Here is a 19907-nt window from a genome sequence, read left to right as displayed (position 1 = left end):
TATGGTATTGGAGTGGAAAGAACATTTCCATTAAATTCACCAAGAATAGATAAACTTGTTGTTGCTAGAAAAGGTAAAGCTAGAAGAGCTAAACTATTTTACTTAAGAGAAAGACAAGGAAAGTCATCAAAAATTAAAGAAAAGAAAATATATTAATTGGAATTGGGACTATATAGTCCCAATTTTTATATATTTAAAGGGTGGTAAAATATGAATATTAATTGGTATCCGGGTCATATGAAAAAAACGAAAGAATCTTTACAAAAGAATATCTCGATGGTTGAGATAGTATATGAACTTTTAGATGCTAGAATTCCATTGAGCAGTCAGAATCCAATAGTAGATGAAATTGTTAAAGATAAACCCAGAATAAAAATATTAAATAAATCAGATTTATCTAATGATAAATATAATAAAATATGGAAAGATTATTATCAAACAAAAGAAATATCTACTATATTTATGAACTCAATGTCAGGAAAAGGTATAGATAAACTTATCTCTTTGTCTTTAGAAAAAACTAAAGACAAAAGAAATTCATATCTTAAAAAAGGAGTTAAAAATAAGCCTATTAAAGCTATGATACTAGGGATTCCCAATGTAGGAAAATCTACTCTTATAAACAGTCTGGCTGGAAAAAAAGGAGCTAAAATTGGTAATAAACCGGGTATTACTAAGATGAATCAATGGATTAAAACAAAAAAAGGACTAGAACTTTTAGATACTCCAGGAATACTTTGGCCTAAATTTGAAGATGAAAAAGTAGGATTAAATTTAGCTTTTGTGGGATCTATTAAAGATGAGATATTAGATGTGGAAACACTAGCTTTAAAATTAATTAAAAAACTTATTAAATTTGCTTCTAGTAATTTAGAAAATAGATATAGTATATCTACAGAAAACAAGTCCTCGCTTGAAATAATGGAAGAAATAGGTTCTAAAAGAGGTTGCATAATTAAAGGAGGATTAATAGATTATACTAAAGTTAGTACTATAATATTAGATGAATTTAGGAAGGGTAAGATAGGAAATATAACATTAGAGCTTCCAGAGGAAAGTGATATATATGATTGATTTTGAAGATGAACTTTATTCAGAAGGATATAAAACAATTGCTTGTATAGATGAAGTTGGAAGAGGTTGTCTTTTAGGAGATGTAGTTGCATGTGCTATTATACTTCCTAAAGGATTAAAAATAAAGGAAGTAAAAGATTCTAAAAAATTGAGCTCTAAAAAAAGAGATTATTTGTATGATATTATTATAGAAAAATCTATAGGATATGGTATAGGAAGAGTTAATTCCAAGACTATAGATAAGATAAATATAAAAGAAAGTACAAGGCTTGCTATGAAATTGGCAGTTGAAAATATAGTTGATAAATGTGGTAAACCTATCACACCAGATTACCTCCTAGTAGATGCTGAAACTGTCTATATGGATATACCTCAAGCTGGAATAATAAAGGGAGACGATAAGTCTCATGGTATTGCATGTGCTTCTATAATAGCCAAGGTTTATAGAGATAGACTCTGTCTTAATTGGGAAAAACAATTTCCAGGTTACAATATAAAACAGCATAAGGGATATGGAACTAAAGAACATAGAGAAAAATTAAATTCACTAGGAGTTACTGATATACATCGTAAATCTTTTTTAAAAAGAATCATAAAATAGCGAGGTAATATTTATGAAAACTAATATTTCAAAGGGGAAATATGGAGAAAATTTAGCTAAAAACTATATTTTATCTAAAGGATATAAAATTTTAGAACTAAATTATACTACTAAATTAGGCGAAATTGATATAATTGCTTTAGATAAAGATATAATAGTCTGTATAGAAGTAAAAACTAGATCAAACAAAAACTTCGGTTATGCTTTTGAAGCTGTAAATTTTAAAAAACAGAGAAAAATAATAAATACATCAAATTTATATATGAAATATAAGCAAATACAAAATATTCAGATAAGATATGATATTATAGAAGTATATTTAGAAAAAACTATAGATATTAATCATATTGAAAATGCATTTTGTCTTTAAATAATAAAAATACATTCTCAGAAAAGAGGGGTAATATGTATTCAAAAATAAATACTTGTACTTTGCAAGGACTAAATGGACATATAATTGAGGTTGAAACTGATCTTGCTAGAGGAATGCCAGTTTTTAATATTGTAGGACTTCCAGATGCATCAATTAAAGAATCTAAAGAAAGAGTTAGAGCGGCAATAAAAAATAGTGGTTATGAGTTTCCATTAAACAGAATTACTATAAATCTAGTTCCTGCAAATCTTAAAAAAGAAGGTTCACAACTTGATTTATCTATTGCTATAGGTATATTACTATCGAATGGAATAATAAAATCTAATGATTTTAGTGATACTATATTTTTAGGTGAATTATCATTAGATGGAAAAATAAACGAAATCGACGGCGTTCTTCCTATGATAATTTCTATGCGCGAGTTGAATATAAAAAGATGTATTATTCCTTATAATAATAAAAATGAATGCGGTTTTATAAATGACTTAGAAATAATACCTATACATAACCTAAAAGAAGCCGTAGAATTTTTAAACGAGGAAATAGAAATAGAACCATTTATCGAAAAACCAGATGCTTGTAAATCCATAGATATGTATGACTTGGACTTTTCAGATATAAAAGGGCAAGAAGGACTTAAAAGGGCCTTAGAAATAGCAGCAGCTGGTTCTCACAATATGCTTATTATTGGACCACCTGGGTCAGGTAAGACTATGGCAGCAAAGAGATTACCTACCATACTTCCTGAACTGAGTTTTGAAGAGTCAATAGAAGTTACAAAGATATATAGTATATCAGGACTCTTATCTTCTCATAGATTAATTACTCAAAGACCATTTAGATCACCACATCACACCTGTTCAAGCATTGCACTTATCGGTGGAGGTAGAATTCCAAAACCCGGAGAAGTTTCTTTAGCTCATCAAGGTGTTTTGTTTTTAGATGAATTGCCAGAGTTTTCTAAAAATGTATTAGAAGTTTTGAGACAACCTATGGAAGATGAGCTTGTAAATATTGCTAGAGTAAATGCTAGTCTCTCATTTCCTGCAAAATTCATGTTTGTTGCGAGTATGAATCCTTGTCCGTGTGGATATTATGGAGATCCTTTGCATGAATGTACTTGTTCTCAAAGAGATATCGATCGATATCTAGGGAAGATAAGTTTTCCTCTACTAGATAGGATAGATATACATATGGAAGTTCAACCAGTAAAGTATAATGAACTTAAAGAAGATAGTAAAAGTGATTCTTCAGATATAATAAGAAAAAGAATAAATATATCAAAGCAAATTCAATTAGATAGATTTAAAAATAATAAAATATATAGCAATTCGCAAATAGAAAACAGGGATGTAGAAAAATATTGTTTGCTTAAAAAAAGTTCCGAACAAATTATGAAAATGGCATTTGAAAAATACAAATTTAGTGCTAGAACCTACAATAAAATTATCAAAGTAGCTAGAACAATAGCTGACTTAGATCAAGAGAATAATATTGAAGATAATCATATATTAGAAGCAATAAGCTATAGAACCTTAAATAATAAATATTGGGGGTAATATTTATGAATACTTTAAGTAAAAGGGATATTTTTATATGGTTAAATAGTATTGGAATATCAAATAAAAATATATTTAAATTAGAATGTTTCTTTAATGATATAAGAGAAGTATTAGAAATAAGTTCTGGGCAATTATTAAATATAAAGGGCATTAGAAAAGAAACTTTAAATAAGATTCTTAAAAATAGAGATAAAAATCTTATCAAGGACAGAATATTAAAACTTGATGAATCAGATATAAATATTATCACTATATTAGACAAAGAATATCCTGAAAGTTTAATAAATATATATGATAAACCATATGTGCTATACCAAAAGGGTGAAATGATTCCTGAGGATATATTATCTATAGCTGTTGTAGGTTCTAGAAAGGCAACTTCTTATGGAGTATGGGCTTGTGAGAAATTTACAAAAGAACTTGTAAATTTAGGTGTTACAATTATAAGTGGTGTAGCATTAGGGATTGATACCATAGCTCATAAAACAGCTTTAAAAGAAGGCGGGAGAACAATCGGTATACTTGGTAATGGTTTAGATGTATACTATCCTAAAAGAAATGAATCTCTTTATAAAGAGATTTCTAATAATGGGTCTATATTGACTGAATTTCCACCAGGTACGCCGCCTTTACCGTATAATTTCCCCCAAAGAAATAGGATAATAACAGGACTTTCTTTGGGACTTATTGTAATAGAAGCTAAAGAAAGATCTGGAACATCTATAACTGCATATCATGCTTTAGAGCAAGGAAAAGATGTTTTTGCGCTTCCGGGTAACATAAATAGTGTTTATAGTGAAGGTACTAATAAATTAATTAGTGATGGAGCAATACCCCTTTTAAATATAGATGATATATTAATGGAAATAGAAGATATAAAAAACAATAAGCTTAACAAAAATTTATCTAAAAAAAGTATTGATTATACTAATTTAAGTGAAACTGAAATAAAAATAATAGAAATAATAAGACAAAAGCCTACTCATTGTGATATAATCTCATATCGTACAGGAATAAGTATTTCAAATGTAACAAGTATACTGACTATTTTAGAGTTAAAGGGTTTAGTTAAAGAGTTAGAAAGCAGAATTTTTGCCCTAGTGTAGTATGTGGAGGTGTATTTATGGCAAAAAAAACAAAAAAAACAAAGAAAAAAAAGAAATTAGTGATTGTAGAATCACCAGCAAAAGCAAAAACTATAGGAAAAATACTTGGAAGAACTTATAAAGTTTTAGCTTCTGTCGGACATGTAAGAGATTTACCTAAGAGTACTTTGGGTATAGATATTGAGGATAATTTCGAGCCTAAATATATAAATATTAGAGGAAAAGGCCCTATAATCAATGAACTAAGAAAAGAAGCAAAAAAAGCAGAAAAAATTTATTTAGCTACTGACCCTGATAGAGAGGGTGAAGCTATATCATGGCATTTAGCCTATATTTTGAAAATTGATCCTACTGATAAAGTGAGGGTTGAATTTAATGAAATTACTAAAGAGTCTGTAAAAAATGCAATAAAAAACCCTAGAACATTAGATTTAACTCTAGTTGATGCTCAACAAGCTAGAAGAATATTAGATAGGATTGTAGGTTACAAAATAAGTCCTTTATTATGGAAGAAAATCAGGAAAGGCTTAAGTGCTGGTAGGGTTCAATCTATAGCTACCAAATTGATTTGTGATAGAGAAGAAGAAATAGATGAGTTTACTCCTGAAGAGTATTGGAGTATAGTTGCCTTATTAGAAAAAGGAAAAGAAGATTTCGAAGCTAAATTTATAGGAGAATTAGTAGACGATAAAGAAAATAAAATAGAATTAAAAACAAAAAAAGATGTAGATAAGATTATAAAAGATTTAGATAAGGATAAGTTTTTAGTAAATAATGTTAAAAAAGGAAAAAGAAAGAGAAATCCTTATAGCCCATACACTACTAGCACTATGCAACAAGATGCTTCACGTAGACTTGGATTTACAACTAGAAAAACTATGAGTATTGCCCAGCAACTTTATGAAGGTATAGATATAGGTAAAGAAGGAATAGTTGGATTAATAACATATATGAGAACTGATTCTACTAGAATATCTGATTCAGCGGTTGCTTTATCTAAAGATTATATTATAGAAAGAATTGGAGAAGAATTCTCAAATGGGGGGAAGACTTATAGTGGAAAAAAGAAAAAAGGTTCTCAGAATGCTCATGAAGCTATAAGACCTACTGGAGTTTTAAGAACTCCAAAGGATATCAAATCATTTCTTTCGAATGATCAATTTAAATTATATAATTTAATATGGAATAGGTTTACTGCCTCACAAATGTCTCCAGCTAGATATGAAACTATAAGTGTAGATATAATAAATAACAACTATATCTTTAAAGGGAATGGATCAAAGTTAATTTTTGATGGTTTTTTAAGAGTTTATGCAAATATAGACAATAAAGATAAGGATATGAGTATACCAAACTTAGAAAAAGGGGATAAACTTAATTTAAAAGATATAAATGAAAATCAACACTTTACTCAGGGACCACCTAGATTTACAGAGGCTTCTTTAATCAAAACTATGGAAGAACTCGGTATAGGAAGACCTAGTACCTATGCTCCTACAATTGGAACTATACTTGCTAGGAATTATGTAGTTTTAGATAACAAAGCTTTTATTCCAACAGAACTAGGTATTTTAGTAAATGATCTTTTAACTGAATATTTTGATTTAATCATAAATGAAAAATTTACTGCTGAATTAGAAAACAAACTAGATGAAGTTGAAGAAGGAAAATATCCTTGGAAACAAATTGTAAGTGATTTTTATAAAGATTTTAATAAAGAGCTTATAAAAGCAGAAGAAGAGATTGATAAAATAGAAATTAAAGATGAAGTAACAGATGTAATATGTGAAAAATGTGGTAAGAATCTAGTTATAAAGACCGGAAGATATGGTAAATTTATGGCTTGTCCAGGATATCCTGAATGTAAAAACACAAAACCTATCATAGAGACTATAGGAGTAAATTGTCCAAAATGTGAAGGGGAAATAATAAAAAGAAAATCTAAAAAAGGAAGAGTATTTTATGGATGTAGTAAATATCCAGAATGTGACTTCGTATCTTGGGATGAACCTGTAAATGAGAAATGTCCAAAATGTAATAAATATATGGTAATTAAAAGATCTAAAAAGGGTACTATTATTAAATGTAGTGATAAAGAGTGTGGATATGTTAAAGAATAAACATTATAATAAATGTATACATTTGTTATAATATGTAGTATTCTGTATATAGAGAATATTCAGAATTGAAATATATTCGATATTATTAAATAAGGAGGGATTAATTTGAAACAATTATTACAAAAAACTAGGAAACTAAATAGAACATTACAGAATTATGGATCGGATCCAGTATCTTTTTTAGAGTTAAGTAAAAAACTGAGTGAAATATTAGATGCAAATGTTTATGTAGCTAGTAAAAAAGGAAGGATACTAGGATATCAGTTATCTGAGGACTTTGAATGTGATGTAGTTCAAGATGAGGTAGAAAAGAACCAAGCTTTTCCTAAAGATTACAATGATAACCTTTTATCAATTACAGAATCTAAAGAAAATATAGATGAATCTGAAATATGTATATTTAAAGACTCATCATGTAAACATCAAGATAACAAAATATCAACAATTATACCTATCATAAGTGGTGGTAAGCGATTAGGTACCTTGGTCCTTGCTAGATTTGGTAAGAGATTTTTAGAGGAAGATTTAATACTATCTGAGTATAGCTCAACAATAGTTGGTATGGAAATCTTGAGATCTAAAAGTGAAGAAATAGAAGAAGAAGCTAGAAAAAAATCAGTAGTACAAATGGCTATTGGTACTTTATCTTATTCAGAGCTTGAGGCCATGGAACATATTTTCAATGAATTAGATGGAACTGAAGGACTTCTAGTTGCAAGTAAAATTGCAGACAAAGTAGGTATCACACGCTCAGTAATAGTAAATGCCTTAAGAAAGTTTGAAAGTGCTGGAGTTATAGAATCTAGATCTCTTGGAATGAAGGGGACACATATAAGGATTCTCAATGATAAGCTTAACGAAGAACTAGATAAAGCTACAAAATAGTAAAAAACTATTTGATTATGTTAGAAGTTAAATATTGATTTTAAGATTGCTGTATGTTATACTATTATAGTAATTGTGCTATAATAGTATTTATAGTAATTATACACACTCTTTAATATTAGGAGTAAGTCCCACTATGGGTACTTCAATAGATGATGAGAGTGGAAGAAAAAACTTGGAGGTGGTCGTATGTCAGTAATTACAATGAAAGGTCTACTAGAATCAGGAGTACATTTTGGACATCAAACTAGAAGATGGAATCCTAAAATGGCACCGTATATATTTACTGAGAGAAATGGGATCTACATTATTGACTTACAAAAAACAGTTAAAAAAGTAGAAACTGCTTATAATTTCGTGAGAGATATTGCAGCAGATGGTGGAGAAGTTCTTTTTGTAGGAACTAAAAAACAAGCTCAAGAAGCTATTGAATCAGAAGCTAAAAGATGTGGTATGCATTTTATAAATCAAAGATGGTTGGGTGGCATGTTAACAAACTACAAAACTATTAAAAAGAGAATTGATAGACTACATGAATTAGCTAAAATGGAAGAAGAAGGTATATTTGATCTTCTACCAAAAAAAGAAGTTATTAACTTAAAACATGAAGAAGATAGGCTAGAAAAATTCTTAGGTGGAATTAAAAACATGAATAAAATACCAGATGTTTTATTCATAGTTGATCCAAAAAAAGAAAGAATAGCTGTTAAGGAAGCACATATACTTGGAATACCCGTTGTATCTATAGTTGATACAAATTGTGATCCAGATGAAATTGATTTTGTCATTCCTGGTAACGATGATGCTATAAGAGCAGTTAAATTATTAACTGAGACAATGGCTAATGCAGTTCTTGAAGGAAAACAAGGAGAACAAATAGAATCTGTAGAAGAGTAAACATAAAAGGTAAGAGTCTAAGTATATTTATTTAGGCACTTACCATTTTTAACAATTGGAGGAGATATTAATTATGAAAATAACAGCATCATTAGTTAAAGAGCTTAGAGAAAAAACAGGAGCTGGAATGCTAGATTGTAAAAATGTTCTAGTTAAAACTGAAGGTAATTTAGAAAAAGCAGTAGATTTACTAAGAGAAAAAGGACTTGCATCTGCATCTAAAAAAGCAGGCAGAATAGCATCAGAAGGATTAGTTGATTCATATATACATGGTGGAAGAATAGGTGTATTGATAGAAGTAAATGCTGAAACTGATTTTGTAGCTAAAACAGATGAGTTTAAAAGCTTTGTAAGAGATATGGCTATGCAAGTAGCAGCTGCAAACCCTCAATATGTAGCTAAGGAAGATGTTCCTGAAGATACCGTTGAAAGAGAAAGACATGTATTAACTCAACAAGCTATAAATGAAGGAAAGCCTGAACATATAGCTCGAAAGATGGTAGAAGGTAGATTAGGAAAATTTTATGAAGAGATTTGTTTAATGGAACAAAACTTTATAAAAGATTCTAATATGAAAATAAAAGATGTATTACATGAGCAGATTGCTACAATTGGAGAAAACATCAAAATTAGAAGATTTGCTAGATTTGAAGTTGGAGAAGGTTTAGAGAAAAAAGATGAAAATTTTGCAGATGAAGTAGCAAAGCAGATGGGTAACTAATAAATAGGGGGACATTAATTGTTCTCCTTTTAAATATAAAACAACCTTACATAAGGAGTGTGTTAGATGAACCCTATATATAAAAGGGTAGTTTTAAAATTAAGTGGGGAAGCATTAGCTGGAAAAAAAGGATCAGGAATAGATACAGATACTATTATGAGAATTGCTAAAGAGATAAAAGAAATTCAAAAAGTAGGTGTTGAGATTTCAATAGTTGTTGGAGGAGGAAATTTTTGGAGAGGTGCAAATTCAAAAGAGATGGACAGAACTACCTCTGATCATATTGGTATGTTAGGTACTGTTATGAATGCACTGGCACTACAAGATGGACTTGAAAAACTAGATGTTATTACAAGGGTTCAATCTGCTATTGATATGAAACAAATTGCAGAACCATATATTAGAAGAAGGGCAGTTCGACATTTAGAAAAGAAAAGAGTAGTTATATTCGCGGCAGGAACTGGGAACCCATACTTTTCTACTGATACAACTGCTGCTTTAAGAGCTGCAGAAATAGAGGCAGATGTAATATTAGTAGGTAAAAAAGGTGTAGATGGCATATATGATTCTGATCCAAAAATAAATAGCTCAGCTAAAAAATTTGAAAATTTAACATATATTGATATTTTAAACTTAGGTTTAGGTGTTATGGATTCAACAGCTACTTCACTATGCATGGACAATAAGATTCCGCTTATAGTATTTGGTATAGATGATACTGGTACTATTATTGATGTTATTAATGGAAAAAAAATAGGTACACATGTAAAGGAGGATTAATTATGGATTTAGATATTCATAAGACAACAGAAAATAGAATGGAAAAAACTATTTCTGTTTATAAGGAAGAATTACAATCAATTAGAGCAGGTAGAGCAAATACTAGTCTTTTAGACAGAATCACTGTGGATTATTATGGTCAAATGACTCCACTTGTACAGGTTGCTAGCTTGTCTGCACCAGAGGCAAGACTCCTTGTTATACAACCTTGGGATCCAAGCTTGATACAGGCTATAGAAAAAGCAATACTTGTATCAGATTTAGGAATAAATCCTACTAATGACGGTAAAATAATTAGACTTCAAATACCTCGACTTACAGAAGAAAGAAGAAAAGATCTTTCAAAACTCGTAAAGAAAAATGGTGAAAATGCAAAGGTTTCGATTAGAAACTTAAGACGTGAAGGTATAGATACAATTAAAAAAATGGAAAAAGATAAAGAAATAGACGAAGATCAAAAAAGACAAGCAGAAGATAAAATGCAAAAAATAACAGATAAATTCATCGAACAAATAGACACCATTACAAAAAATAAAGAAGATGAGTTATTAGAAATATAACAAAACCCCTTCTTATAAGAAGGGGTTTTTAATGTTAGGAGACATATTTATGAAGCTTAAATCAGATAATAAAAATTATTTAGAATTAATTGATTTAGAAAAGCTCCCAAAACATATCGCTATAATAATGGATGGAAATGGAAGATGGGCAAAAAAAAGATTATTACCTAGATACTTTGGACATCAAGAAGGCATGAAAAGAGTTATAGAAACAGTTACATCTAGTAGTAACCTTGGAATTAAATATTTAACCTTATATGCATTCTCTACCGAAAATTGGAAAAGACCAAAAGACGAGATAGATCATTTGATGAACATATTAGTCAGTTTTATAAGAAAAGAGTTAGATAAATTGATTGAAAATAATGTAAAACTTAATGTTATTGGAGATATTTCTAAGCTTCCTTCTACTGCAAAAAATGAAGTTCGAAGAGCTGTTTTAAAAACTAGTGATAATAAAGGTATCAATTTGAATATTGCATTGAATTATGGGGGAAGAGATGAAATAATCAATAGTATTAAAAAATTATTAAAAGATTATAAAATGGGTAAGATAGAAATTGATGACTTAAATCCTGAGATTTTCTCTACTTATCTTTATACTAAAAATCAGCCTGATCCAGATTTACTAATAAGACCTAGTGGAGAATTAAGACTTAGTAATTTTATGCTATATCAATTAGCATATACTGAATTTTGGTTTTCTGATGTATTGTGGCCTGATTTTAAGGAGATTAATCTTTATGAGGCTATATTTGATTTTCAAAAGAGAAGTAGACGATTTGGGGGATTATAATTGAAAGAAACATATAAAAGAATTTTTTCAGCAATAATAGGAACAATTATTTTGATCATAATTGTGAACAAAGGAAAGATATATTTAAATACTGGTGTTTTGATTATATCATTAATGGGCTTAAAAGAATTTTACCAAGCTCTAAAAAAAATAGACTATAATCCTCTAAATTACATTGGATATATATGCACTTTTTTAATCTATATAAGTAATTTTTTATTTCAAATAGATATTATATTCATTTTAATGTTTGCGTTGATTAGTATTTTAATAATATATTTATTTAATGAAAATAGATCTATATCAGATGTAGGTGTTACTATATTAGGTATATTGTATGTTCCGTTTTTATTTTCATATATGAATTTATTAGAAGGAAATATATACATATGGCTTATTTTTATAATTTCTTTTGGAACAGACACTTTTGCTTATTTAGGTGGTAAATATTTTGGTAAAAGAAAGTTATGGCCAGAGGTTAGCCCAAATAAAACTATAGAAGGCTCTATAGGTGGTGTTTTAGGAAGTCTTTTCCTTACAATTATATTTTCTTTTTTTACTAAAGAAGATTCTATTTATCTATTATCTATTCTTGCTATAATAGTTTCCATCTTTTCGCAAATAGGAGATTTAATAGCATCTAAAATAAAAAGAACAACAGGAATAAAAGACTATGGTAAAATAATGCCTGGTCATGGTGGAATACTAGATAGATTTGATAGTATAATACTAGCAACGCCTATAATATATTATTATATAAGCTATTTTCTTAATTAAATAAGGTGGTGGATTTATGCAAACAGCAATAGCAGCAATATTTGTATTTCTTTTAGTTATATTACTGCATGAATTAGGGCACTTTACTGTAGCAAAACTGGTTGGAATAAAAGTAAATGAATTTGCTATTGGAATGGGTCCTACGATTTTTAAGACACAAAAAGGAGAAACCAAATATAGTTTAAGAGTGCTTCCTATAGGTGGATATGTAAGTATGGAAGGTGAAGATGAAGACTCTAATGATCCTAGAAGTTTCAATAGTGCGCCAGTACTATCCAGAATGGGGGTAATAGCAGCAGGTGCCTTTATGAATTTTGTTTTAGCCATAGTAGTGCTATCTATTGTATCTTTTAACGCTGGTATGCCCACAACTACGATAGAAGGAACAACAAAAAATTCTCCTGCAGAAGTAGCAGGAATATTAAAAGGTGATAAGATAACATCTATAGATGGCAAAAGTGTTGATACATGGCAAGATATTATAAATGAAATTGGGACTAAAAATGAAAAAGAATTATTCGAAATTAATGTATCAAGGGATAATAAGGAAATTGATTTAACTGTAACTCCAATTATAGAAAATGAAAGAACTGTTATAGGTATAGAAACTAAAGTAGAAAGATCTTTTAGCTCAGCAATTAAAGGTGGATTTCAAAAGACAGGTATGTTTTTAAAGGCAATGTTTGATTTTGTCAAAATGGCTTTTAGAGGAAAAGTGTCTACCAATGATTTGTCTGGACCAGTTGGAGTTATAAGTGTAGTAGGTGAGGCAGCTAAAATGGGTTTTACAGATCTTTTACTTATATTAGGTTTTATAAGTGTAAATTTAGGGTTTTTTAATCTATTACCTATACCAGCTTTGGATGGCAGTAGATTAGTTTTTTTATTGATAGAACTTATAAGAGGAAAACCTATAGATGCTGAAAAAGAAAATTTAGTTCATGTAGTTGGTTTCTTTTTATTGATCGGACTTATGATTGTAGTAACCTATAAGGATTTAATCAGAATCAATATTTTTTAAAGGTGGTTAATATGAGAAAAAAAACAAGAGTTATAAGGGTTGGTAATAAGTTAATAGGTGGAGCTAATCCTATAACTATACAATCTATGACAAATACTATTACTAAAGATACTGAAGCGACTATAAATCAAATAAAAATACTTGAAAATGCAGGTTGCGATATTATAAGAATGGCTATTTCAGACAATGAAGATGCTAGAGCTATAAAAATTATAAAAGAAAATATTAATATACCAATAATAGCAGATATTCAATATGACTATAGACTTGCATTAGAATCTATAAAATTTGGTGTGGACGGTCTTAGGATAAATCCAGGAAATATAGGAAGTTTAGATAAGGTTAAGAAAATTGTAGATGCATGTAAAGCAAAAGGTATATCTATAAGGATAGGAGTAAATTCTGGATCCATAAAAAAAGATTATCTTGAAAAGTATAGTGGTGTGAATGAAGACTCTATGGTTGAAAGCGCACTAGAACAAATAAAACTTTTAGAGGAATTAGATTTTAGAGATATTAAAATTTCTTTAAAAGCAAGCAATGTACAACTTTCTATAAAATCTTATAAAAAAATGAGTGAAATAAGAAATTATCCTCTTCATTTGGGAATCACAGAAGCAGGGCCAGGTATGAAAGGTACTATAAAGTCTTCGGTAGGGATAGGTGCTTTACTTGCAATGGGGATTGGTGATACTATAAGAGTTTCCCTTACAGATGATCCCGTGGAAGAGATTAGAGTAGGTAAGGAGATATTAAGGTCACTCGGGCTCTTAAAAGGTGGTTTAGAATTGATATCATGCCCAACATGTGGAAGAACTAAAATAGATTTAATAAATATTGTTAAAGAAGCAGAAAAAAAACTAGAAGATATAAATAAAAACATAAAAGTAGCTATAATGGGATGCCCTGTAAATGGACCAGGTGAAGCTAAAGAAGCTGATATTGGGATTGCTGGTGGAAATGGGGAAGGTCTTATATTTAGCAAAGGAAAAATTATTAAAAAGGTTAAGGAAGAAGATCTTTTAAATGAACTTGTTAAAGAAATAGAAAAAATATAGTAAAAAATATTGATGTACCTTAGATAGGAGGATTTTCCTATATGAAAAAAATTAGATTAAAGGAAGTTATAAAAGAAGAAAAATATGCTCATCTTGTGAGTGTGCCTATAGAAATAAAAGATATAAAAATTTCTACAAAAGAGATGAAGCTTTTTATAAATTTAGAATCTTCAGAGATAATAAGTGTTGAAAATTTAAATGGAATAAAAAAATACTTTGAAAAATCTTTCGAAAAATTAAAAACATTTATAAGTATTGAATTTAAAATAGATATAAAATCTATAGAAAACCAAAATAAATATATAAAAAACATAAAAGACTATATAAGTAGCTTAATTCCTTCAAGTTTGTCATGGATTGAAGAATTAAGCTATGATTTTGATAAAGATAAATTATTATTAGAGTTTCCAAATGATATGTCCTTTTCAACTTTGCAAAGACAAGGTATTATGGATAAACTTAAGACAAAAATAAAACATGAATTAAATCTCAATTTAGAAACAAGTAAAAATGTATGCAATATATATAATAATAAATTTTTAGAAAACAAACTTGATGAAGAAAAAATAATATCTAAAACTATTTTAGAAAACTCTAGTGTAACAACTTCTAAAAAAAGAGTAAACTCACCTTCTAAAAATTATTCTTTTGGAAAAGAAATTAAGGGAGAAAGTTTAAATATAAGTGAAATAAACCTTCAAACTGGAACGTGTATTATAAAAGGAGAAATTTTTGATATTAATTCTAAAGAAATTAGAGGAAATAAGTTAATTATAACCTTTTATATAACTGATAAAAAAGATTCTACTTTAGTAAAAGTCTTTTTAAAGGAAGATGAAGGAAATAAACTATTAAACAATTTAGAAGAAGAAATGTTTGTATTATTACAAGGGGATGTTGTATATGATAATTTTTCTAGAAGTCAAGTAGTAATGTTAAAATCTTTAAGACCATTACCTAAAATAGAAAGAATGGATAATTCTATTGAAAAAAGAGTAGAACTTCACCTCCATACTCAGATGAGTTCTATGGATGGAATTGCTAATGTAAAAAAACTTATAAACCAAGCTCATAAATGGGGCCATAGTGCAGTTGCAGTAACAGACCACGGAGTGGTTCAAGCTTTTCCGGAGGCTATGGATATAAGTCAGAAAATAGGTATAAAAGTATTATATGGTCTGGAGGGCTATCTAGTAAATGATGAAAAGAAAATAATATCAGATCTTGAATTTAATAAAGAATATGATGGATTTGTAATATTTGATATAGAAACTACGGGTTTATCTGCAATAAATGATTCAATAACTGAAATAGGCGCTATAAAAGTTAAGGAAGGTAAAGTAATAGATAGATTTAGTCAATTGATAAATCCTGAAAGACCTATTCCAGAATTTATAACTAAATTAACGGGAATTACAGATACTATGGTAGAAGATAAACCTACTATAGAAAATGTTGTTCCAACATTTTCTGATTTTATAGAAAATAGTATACTAGTGGCTCATAATGCTAGTTGTGATGTAGGATTTATTAGAGAAAATTTTAAAAAAGCAAACTTAACTTTATCAAATCCTATTTTAGATACCTTGGAACTTTCACGTGCTGTGTTTACTGATTTGAAAAATCATAAGCTAAATACTTTAGCTAAGCATCTTGATGTAAATTTAGATAACCATCATAGGGCTGTTGATGATGCTAAAGCTACAAAAGATATATTTTTAAAGATTATGGAATTATTAGAGGAAAAAGGAATAAAAGATTTACATTCTGTAAATAATTTAAATACAAATAAAGATATAACTAAAGATAGTGTGTATCATGTAACAATATTAGCTAAAAATCTAACCGGATTAAAAAACTTATATAGTTTGGTCTCAGATTCTCATATAAAATATTTTCACAGAAGACCTAGAATATCTAAATCTCTCTTAGATAAAAATAGAGAAGGACTATTAATAGGTAGTGCTTGTGAAAGTGGAGAACTGTTTAAAGGACTTTTATCTAATAAAAGCTATTCAGAAATCAGAAACATTATTAATTTTTATGATTATTTAGAAATTCAACCATTAGATAATAATAAACATTTGCTTAGAAATGGTTTAGTTAAAAACTATGAACAACTACAGAAATTAAATAAAAAAATATATGATTTAGGTAAAAAATATAATAAATTAGTAGTAGCAACTGGTGATGTTCACTTTCTAAATCCTGAAGATGAGGTTTATAGAAGAATACTTATGACTGGGCAAGGTTTTTCGGATGCGGATGATCAGCCTCCCCTATATTTCAAGACTACTGAAGAAATGATAAAAGAGTTTAGTTACCTTGGTAAGGATAAAGCTTATGAGGTAGTTATAAAAAATACCAATTTAGTAAATGATATGATAGAAGACATACAACCAATACCATCTGGTACTTTCCCTCCTATAATAGAGGGATCAGAAGAGGAACTTCAGAAAATAACTTATAATAAAGCGTATGAAATTTATGGTGACCCATTACCTGAAATAGTAGAAAAAAGATTATGTAAAGAATTAGGATCTATTATTGAAAATGGTTATGCCGTTATGTATATAATATCTCAAAAGTTAGTATGGAAATCTTTAGAAGATGGATATTTAGTAGGATCACGTGGATCTGTAGGTTCTTCTTTTGTAGCTACTATGAGTGGTATAACTGAAGTAAATCCTCTAGAACCCCATTATATTTGTCCGAAATGTCAGTTAAGTGAATTTTTTGAAGGAGGCGATATTGCCTCTGGTTCAGATTTGCCTGATAAAAATTGTCCAAATTGCGGAACGTTCTTAAATAAAGATGGTCAAGATATACCGTTTGAAGTATTCCTAGGATTTGAGGGGGATAAAGAACCAGATATAGATTTAAACTTTGCTGGAGAATATCAGCCAAAAGCTCATCAATATACAGAAGATTTATTTGGAGAAGGCTATGTATTTAGGGCTGGAACCATTGGTACAATTGCAGATAAAACAGCATATGGATTTGTTAAAAAATATTTTGAACAAAAGGAACTATTCGTAAATCCAGCCGAAATAAATCGTTTAGTAAAAGGGTGCACAGGTATAAAAAGAAGTTCCGGTCAACATCCAGGCGGAGTAATGATTGTTCCGAAACATAAAGATATCTTAGATTTTACTCCCATACAATATCCAGCTAATGATAAAAAATCAGGTGTTATAACAACACACTTTGATTACAACGCTATAAGTAGTAATATATTAAAATTAGATATATTAGGTCATGATGTTCCTACCATAATAAAAATGTTAGAAGATATAACAGGAATAGATCCTACAAGTATAGCACTGGACGAAAAAGCTACTATGCAATTATTTCATAGTATAGAACCACTAGGAATAGAAGAAAAAGATATAAATTCTAAAGTAGGAACTCTTGGTATACCAGAGTTTGGAACCAAATTTGTAAGACAAATGTTAATTGCAACTCAACCTACCACATTTTCAGAACTTGTAAGGATAAGCGGATTATCACACGGTACAGATGTATGGGTTAATAATGCTCAAAATTTAGTAAAAGATAAAATTGCTACTCTTCCTGAAGTTATATCTACTAGAGAGGATATTATGCTTACATTAATAAATGCTGGAATAGATAAGAAAAAAGCTTTTTGGATTATGGAGCATGTAAGAAAAGGGAAGGGGCTTACTGAAGAAGAAGAAAAAGAAATGAAATCTTTAAATCTTCCTAGTTGGTATATAGATTCATGTAATAAAATAAAATACATGTTCCCAAAGGCTCATGCTGTTGCATATGTGATGATGTCTTTTAGAATAGCTTATTTTAAGGTTTACTATCCAGAAGCTTTTTACGCGACTTTTTTTACTACAAAGGCTGCAGATTTTGATGCACAGTTGATTTTAGAAGGTCCAAGTTCTGTAAATAGGAAAATAGAAGAAATAGAGTCTTTAGGAAATGATGCTACGGCTAAAGAAAAAAACTTGCTAACAGTACTTGAAGTCGTAAGGGAGATGTATGCAAGAGGATTTAAATTTCAAAATGTAGATCTTTATGATTCAGATAGTGACAAGTTTCTAATAGGAGAAAATGGTATAATTCCACCTCTTAAAGGTTTAGATGGTGTTGGAGAAAATGCAGCTAAAAAGATTGTTGAAGAAAGATCAATAACTAAATTTATATCTATTGAAGACTTAGTTAAAAGAGGGAAAGTTAGTCGAACTGTAATAGATGCACTGACTGAACATGGATGTCTAGCAAATTTGCCTGAAAGTAATCAAATTAGCCTTTTTAGCATTTGATTTTTACAGATTTACATGGTATGATTATAGTGAATATTAGACAGGATTTCTTTAGAGAAGAGTGGGGTAGCCCACTCTTGATTTTTTATAGATTTTTTAATTCGGAGGTGTTTTAAATAAATAAAAAACAAATGCTTAATATAGTAAATGAAATGAGCGAAGAGATTGTAGAAGAATTAGGTTATGAATTAGTAGATATAGAATATGTCAAAGAAATGGGAAACTATTTTCTTAAAATATTTATTGACAAAACTGATGGAGTAACCTTAGATGATTGTCAAAGCATGAGTGAAAGATTGAGTGAAAAACTAGATAAAAAGGATCCAATAAAAGGTGAATATTATTTAGAAGTATCATCTCCTGGTCTTGATAGGCCTCTTAAAACAGATAAAGATTTAAAAAGAAACTTAGGAAAAGATGTTGAATTGAGGTTATACAGACCATTTGAAAATAAAAAAAGTTATGAAGGAGAATTATCTAGCTATTCTGAAAAAGAAATTTTGATAGAACAAAATGAAAGCAGTATCGAAATACCAAGAGAATATATTTCTCTTATAAAATTAAGTATTAAATTTTAGGAGGATATTTATGAATCAAGATTTTATTAATGCCTTACATGAAATAGAAAAAGAAAAAGGTGTATCTGTAGATATAATATATGAGGCATTGGAATCAGCACTTATATCAAGCTATAAGAAAAACTTTGGTGCTTCTCAAAATGTTGTAGTAGAAATAAATAAAGAAACAGGAAAGACTAAGGTCTATGCAATAAAAGACGTTGTAGAAAAAGTAGAAGATGAATATTTGCAGATAAGCTTGGATAAAGCTAAAGAAATAGATAAATTATATGAGATTGGAGATGTTTTAAGGCTTGAGATAACTCCAAAAGACTTTGGAAGAATAGCTGCACAAACTGCAAAGCAAGTAGTAATACAAAGAATAAAAGATGCAGAAAGAGACGTTATATATGATGAGTTTATTAATAGAGAAAATGAAATAATAACGGGCATGATTCAAAGAATATCTAAAAATAATGTCTTTATTGATTTGGGGAAAACTGAGGGAGTTTTACCACCAACTGAACAAATTGAAGGTGAAACTTATGAACAATCAGATAGACTTAAATTATTAGTTGTAGAGGTGAAAAAAACTACGAAGGGACCTCAGATAATACTATCTAGGTCTCATCCCAATTTAGTAAAAAGACTTTTTGAATTAGAAGTTCCAGAAATAAATAATGGAATAGTGGAAATATATTCTATTTCTAGGGAAGCAGGCTCT

Annotated in this window: 19 protein-coding genes; all 19 read left to right on the top strand. The window is 29.1% G+C overall.

Features of this window, described 5'->3' with window-relative positions:
* A partial coding sequence (locus ACTHW2_RS03275) for a 50S ribosomal protein L19 (RefSeq protein ID WP_442262302.1) occupies positions 1 to 156 on the top strand: 156 nt, incomplete at its 5' end.
* Between the two features lie 54 nt (positions 157 to 210).
* The gene (gene ylqF, locus ACTHW2_RS03270) at positions 211 to 1074 is read left to right on the top strand and encodes a ribosome biogenesis GTPase YlqF (protein ID WP_442262301.1); all 864 of its coding nucleotides are present in this window, start codon (positions 211 to 213) and stop codon (positions 1072 to 1074) included.
* Complete coding sequence (locus ACTHW2_RS03265; RefSeq protein WP_442262300.1) at positions 1067 to 1675, top strand: ribonuclease HII; 609 nt, start codon at positions 1067 to 1069, stop codon at positions 1673 to 1675. Before ylqF ends, ACTHW2_RS03265 begins: the two co-directional genes overlap by 8 nt.
* 13 nt (positions 1676 to 1688) lie before the next feature.
* Positions 1689 to 2045 carry a YraN family protein gene (locus tag ACTHW2_RS03260; protein ID WP_442262299.1) on the top strand — a complete coding sequence of 119 codons (357 nt, stop codon included), beginning with the start codon at positions 1689 to 1691 and terminating at the stop codon, positions 2043 to 2045.
* A 35-nt stretch (positions 2046 to 2080) separates the two neighbouring features.
* Positions 2081 to 3607, top strand: coding sequence for a YifB family Mg chelatase-like AAA ATPase (locus tag ACTHW2_RS03255; RefSeq protein WP_442262298.1), 1527 nt, complete (start codon positions 2081 to 2083; stop codon positions 3605 to 3607).
* 5 nt (positions 3608 to 3612) lie between these two features.
* Positions 3613 to 4716: a DNA-processing protein DprA gene (gene dprA, locus ACTHW2_RS03250; protein ID WP_442262297.1), complete on the top strand. Its 1104-nt coding sequence runs from the start codon at positions 3613 to 3615 to the stop codon at positions 4714 to 4716.
* Positions 4717 to 4733: 17 nt separating this feature from the next.
* Positions 4734 to 6836, top strand: a complete 2103-nt coding sequence (gene topA, locus ACTHW2_RS03245) for a type I DNA topoisomerase (protein ID WP_442262296.1) — start codon at positions 4734 to 4736, stop codon at positions 6834 to 6836.
* Between the two features lie 105 nt (positions 6837 to 6941).
* A complete protein-coding gene (gene codY, locus ACTHW2_RS03240) occupies positions 6942 to 7721 on the top strand; it encodes a GTP-sensing pleiotropic transcriptional regulator CodY (protein ID WP_442262295.1) in 780 nt (259 codons plus the stop codon).
* A gap of 189 nt (positions 7722 to 7910) precedes the next feature.
* Positions 7911 to 8618 carry a 30S ribosomal protein S2 gene (gene rpsB / locus ACTHW2_RS03235; RefSeq protein WP_442262294.1) on the top strand — a complete coding sequence of 236 codons (708 nt, stop codon included), beginning with the start codon at positions 7911 to 7913 and terminating at the stop codon, positions 8616 to 8618.
* Between the two features lie 73 nt (positions 8619 to 8691).
* Positions 8692 to 9339 carry a translation elongation factor Ts gene (gene tsf, locus ACTHW2_RS03230; protein WP_442262293.1) on the top strand — a complete coding sequence of 216 codons (648 nt, stop codon included), beginning with the start codon at positions 8692 to 8694 and terminating at the stop codon, positions 9337 to 9339.
* A 66-nt stretch (positions 9340 to 9405) separates the two neighbouring features.
* Positions 9406 to 10119: a UMP kinase gene (pyrH, locus tag ACTHW2_RS03225; protein ID WP_442262292.1), complete on the top strand. Its 714-nt coding sequence runs from the start codon at positions 9406 to 9408 to the stop codon at positions 10117 to 10119.
* A 2-nt stretch (positions 10120 to 10121) separates the two neighbouring features.
* A complete protein-coding gene (frr, locus tag ACTHW2_RS03220; protein ID WP_442262291.1) occupies positions 10122 to 10679 on the top strand; it encodes a ribosome recycling factor in 558 nt (185 codons plus the stop codon).
* A 49-nt stretch (positions 10680 to 10728) separates the two neighbouring features.
* Positions 10729 to 11475, top strand: a complete 747-nt coding sequence (locus ACTHW2_RS03215) for an isoprenyl transferase (protein ID WP_442262290.1) — start codon at positions 10729 to 10731, stop codon at positions 11473 to 11475.
* Positions 11476 to 12252 carry a phosphatidate cytidylyltransferase gene (locus ACTHW2_RS03210; RefSeq protein ID WP_442262289.1) on the top strand — a complete coding sequence of 259 codons (777 nt, stop codon included), beginning with the start codon at positions 11476 to 11478 and terminating at the stop codon, positions 12250 to 12252. It begins immediately after the preceding gene.
* A gap of 16 nt (positions 12253 to 12268) precedes the next feature.
* Positions 12269 to 13273: an RIP metalloprotease RseP gene (gene rseP / locus ACTHW2_RS03205; RefSeq protein ID WP_442262288.1), complete on the top strand. Its 1005-nt coding sequence runs from the start codon at positions 12269 to 12271 to the stop codon at positions 13271 to 13273.
* An 11-nt stretch (positions 13274 to 13284) separates the two neighbouring features.
* The gene (gene ispG / locus ACTHW2_RS03200) at positions 13285 to 14331 is read left to right on the top strand and encodes a flavodoxin-dependent (E)-4-hydroxy-3-methylbut-2-enyl-diphosphate synthase (protein ID WP_442262287.1); all 1047 of its coding nucleotides are present in this window, start codon (positions 13285 to 13287) and stop codon (positions 14329 to 14331) included.
* Positions 14332 to 14372: 41 nt separating this feature from the next.
* Entirely contained in the window at positions 14373 to 18626 is a 4254-nt protein-coding gene (locus ACTHW2_RS03195) for a PolC-type DNA polymerase III (RefSeq protein ID WP_442262286.1), read from the top strand.
* A gap of 131 nt (positions 18627 to 18757) precedes the next feature.
* Positions 18758 to 19204 carry a ribosome maturation factor RimP gene (gene rimP / locus ACTHW2_RS03190; RefSeq protein ID WP_442262285.1) on the top strand — a complete coding sequence of 149 codons (447 nt, stop codon included), beginning with the start codon at positions 18758 to 18760 and terminating at the stop codon, positions 19202 to 19204.
* Positions 19205 to 19214: 10 nt separating this feature from the next.
* On the top strand, positions 19215 to 19907 hold a 693-nt coding region (gene nusA / locus ACTHW2_RS03185), incomplete at its 3' end, for a transcription termination/antitermination protein NusA (RefSeq protein ID WP_442262284.1).

The organism is Tissierella sp. (assembly GCF_052089545.1).
Taxonomy (GTDB): Bacteria; Bacillota; Clostridia; order Tissierellales; family Tissierellaceae; genus Tissierella_A.
The sequence above is the reverse complement of the archived record's forward strand: the minus strand, read 5'-3'. Positions and strand labels throughout refer to the sequence as shown.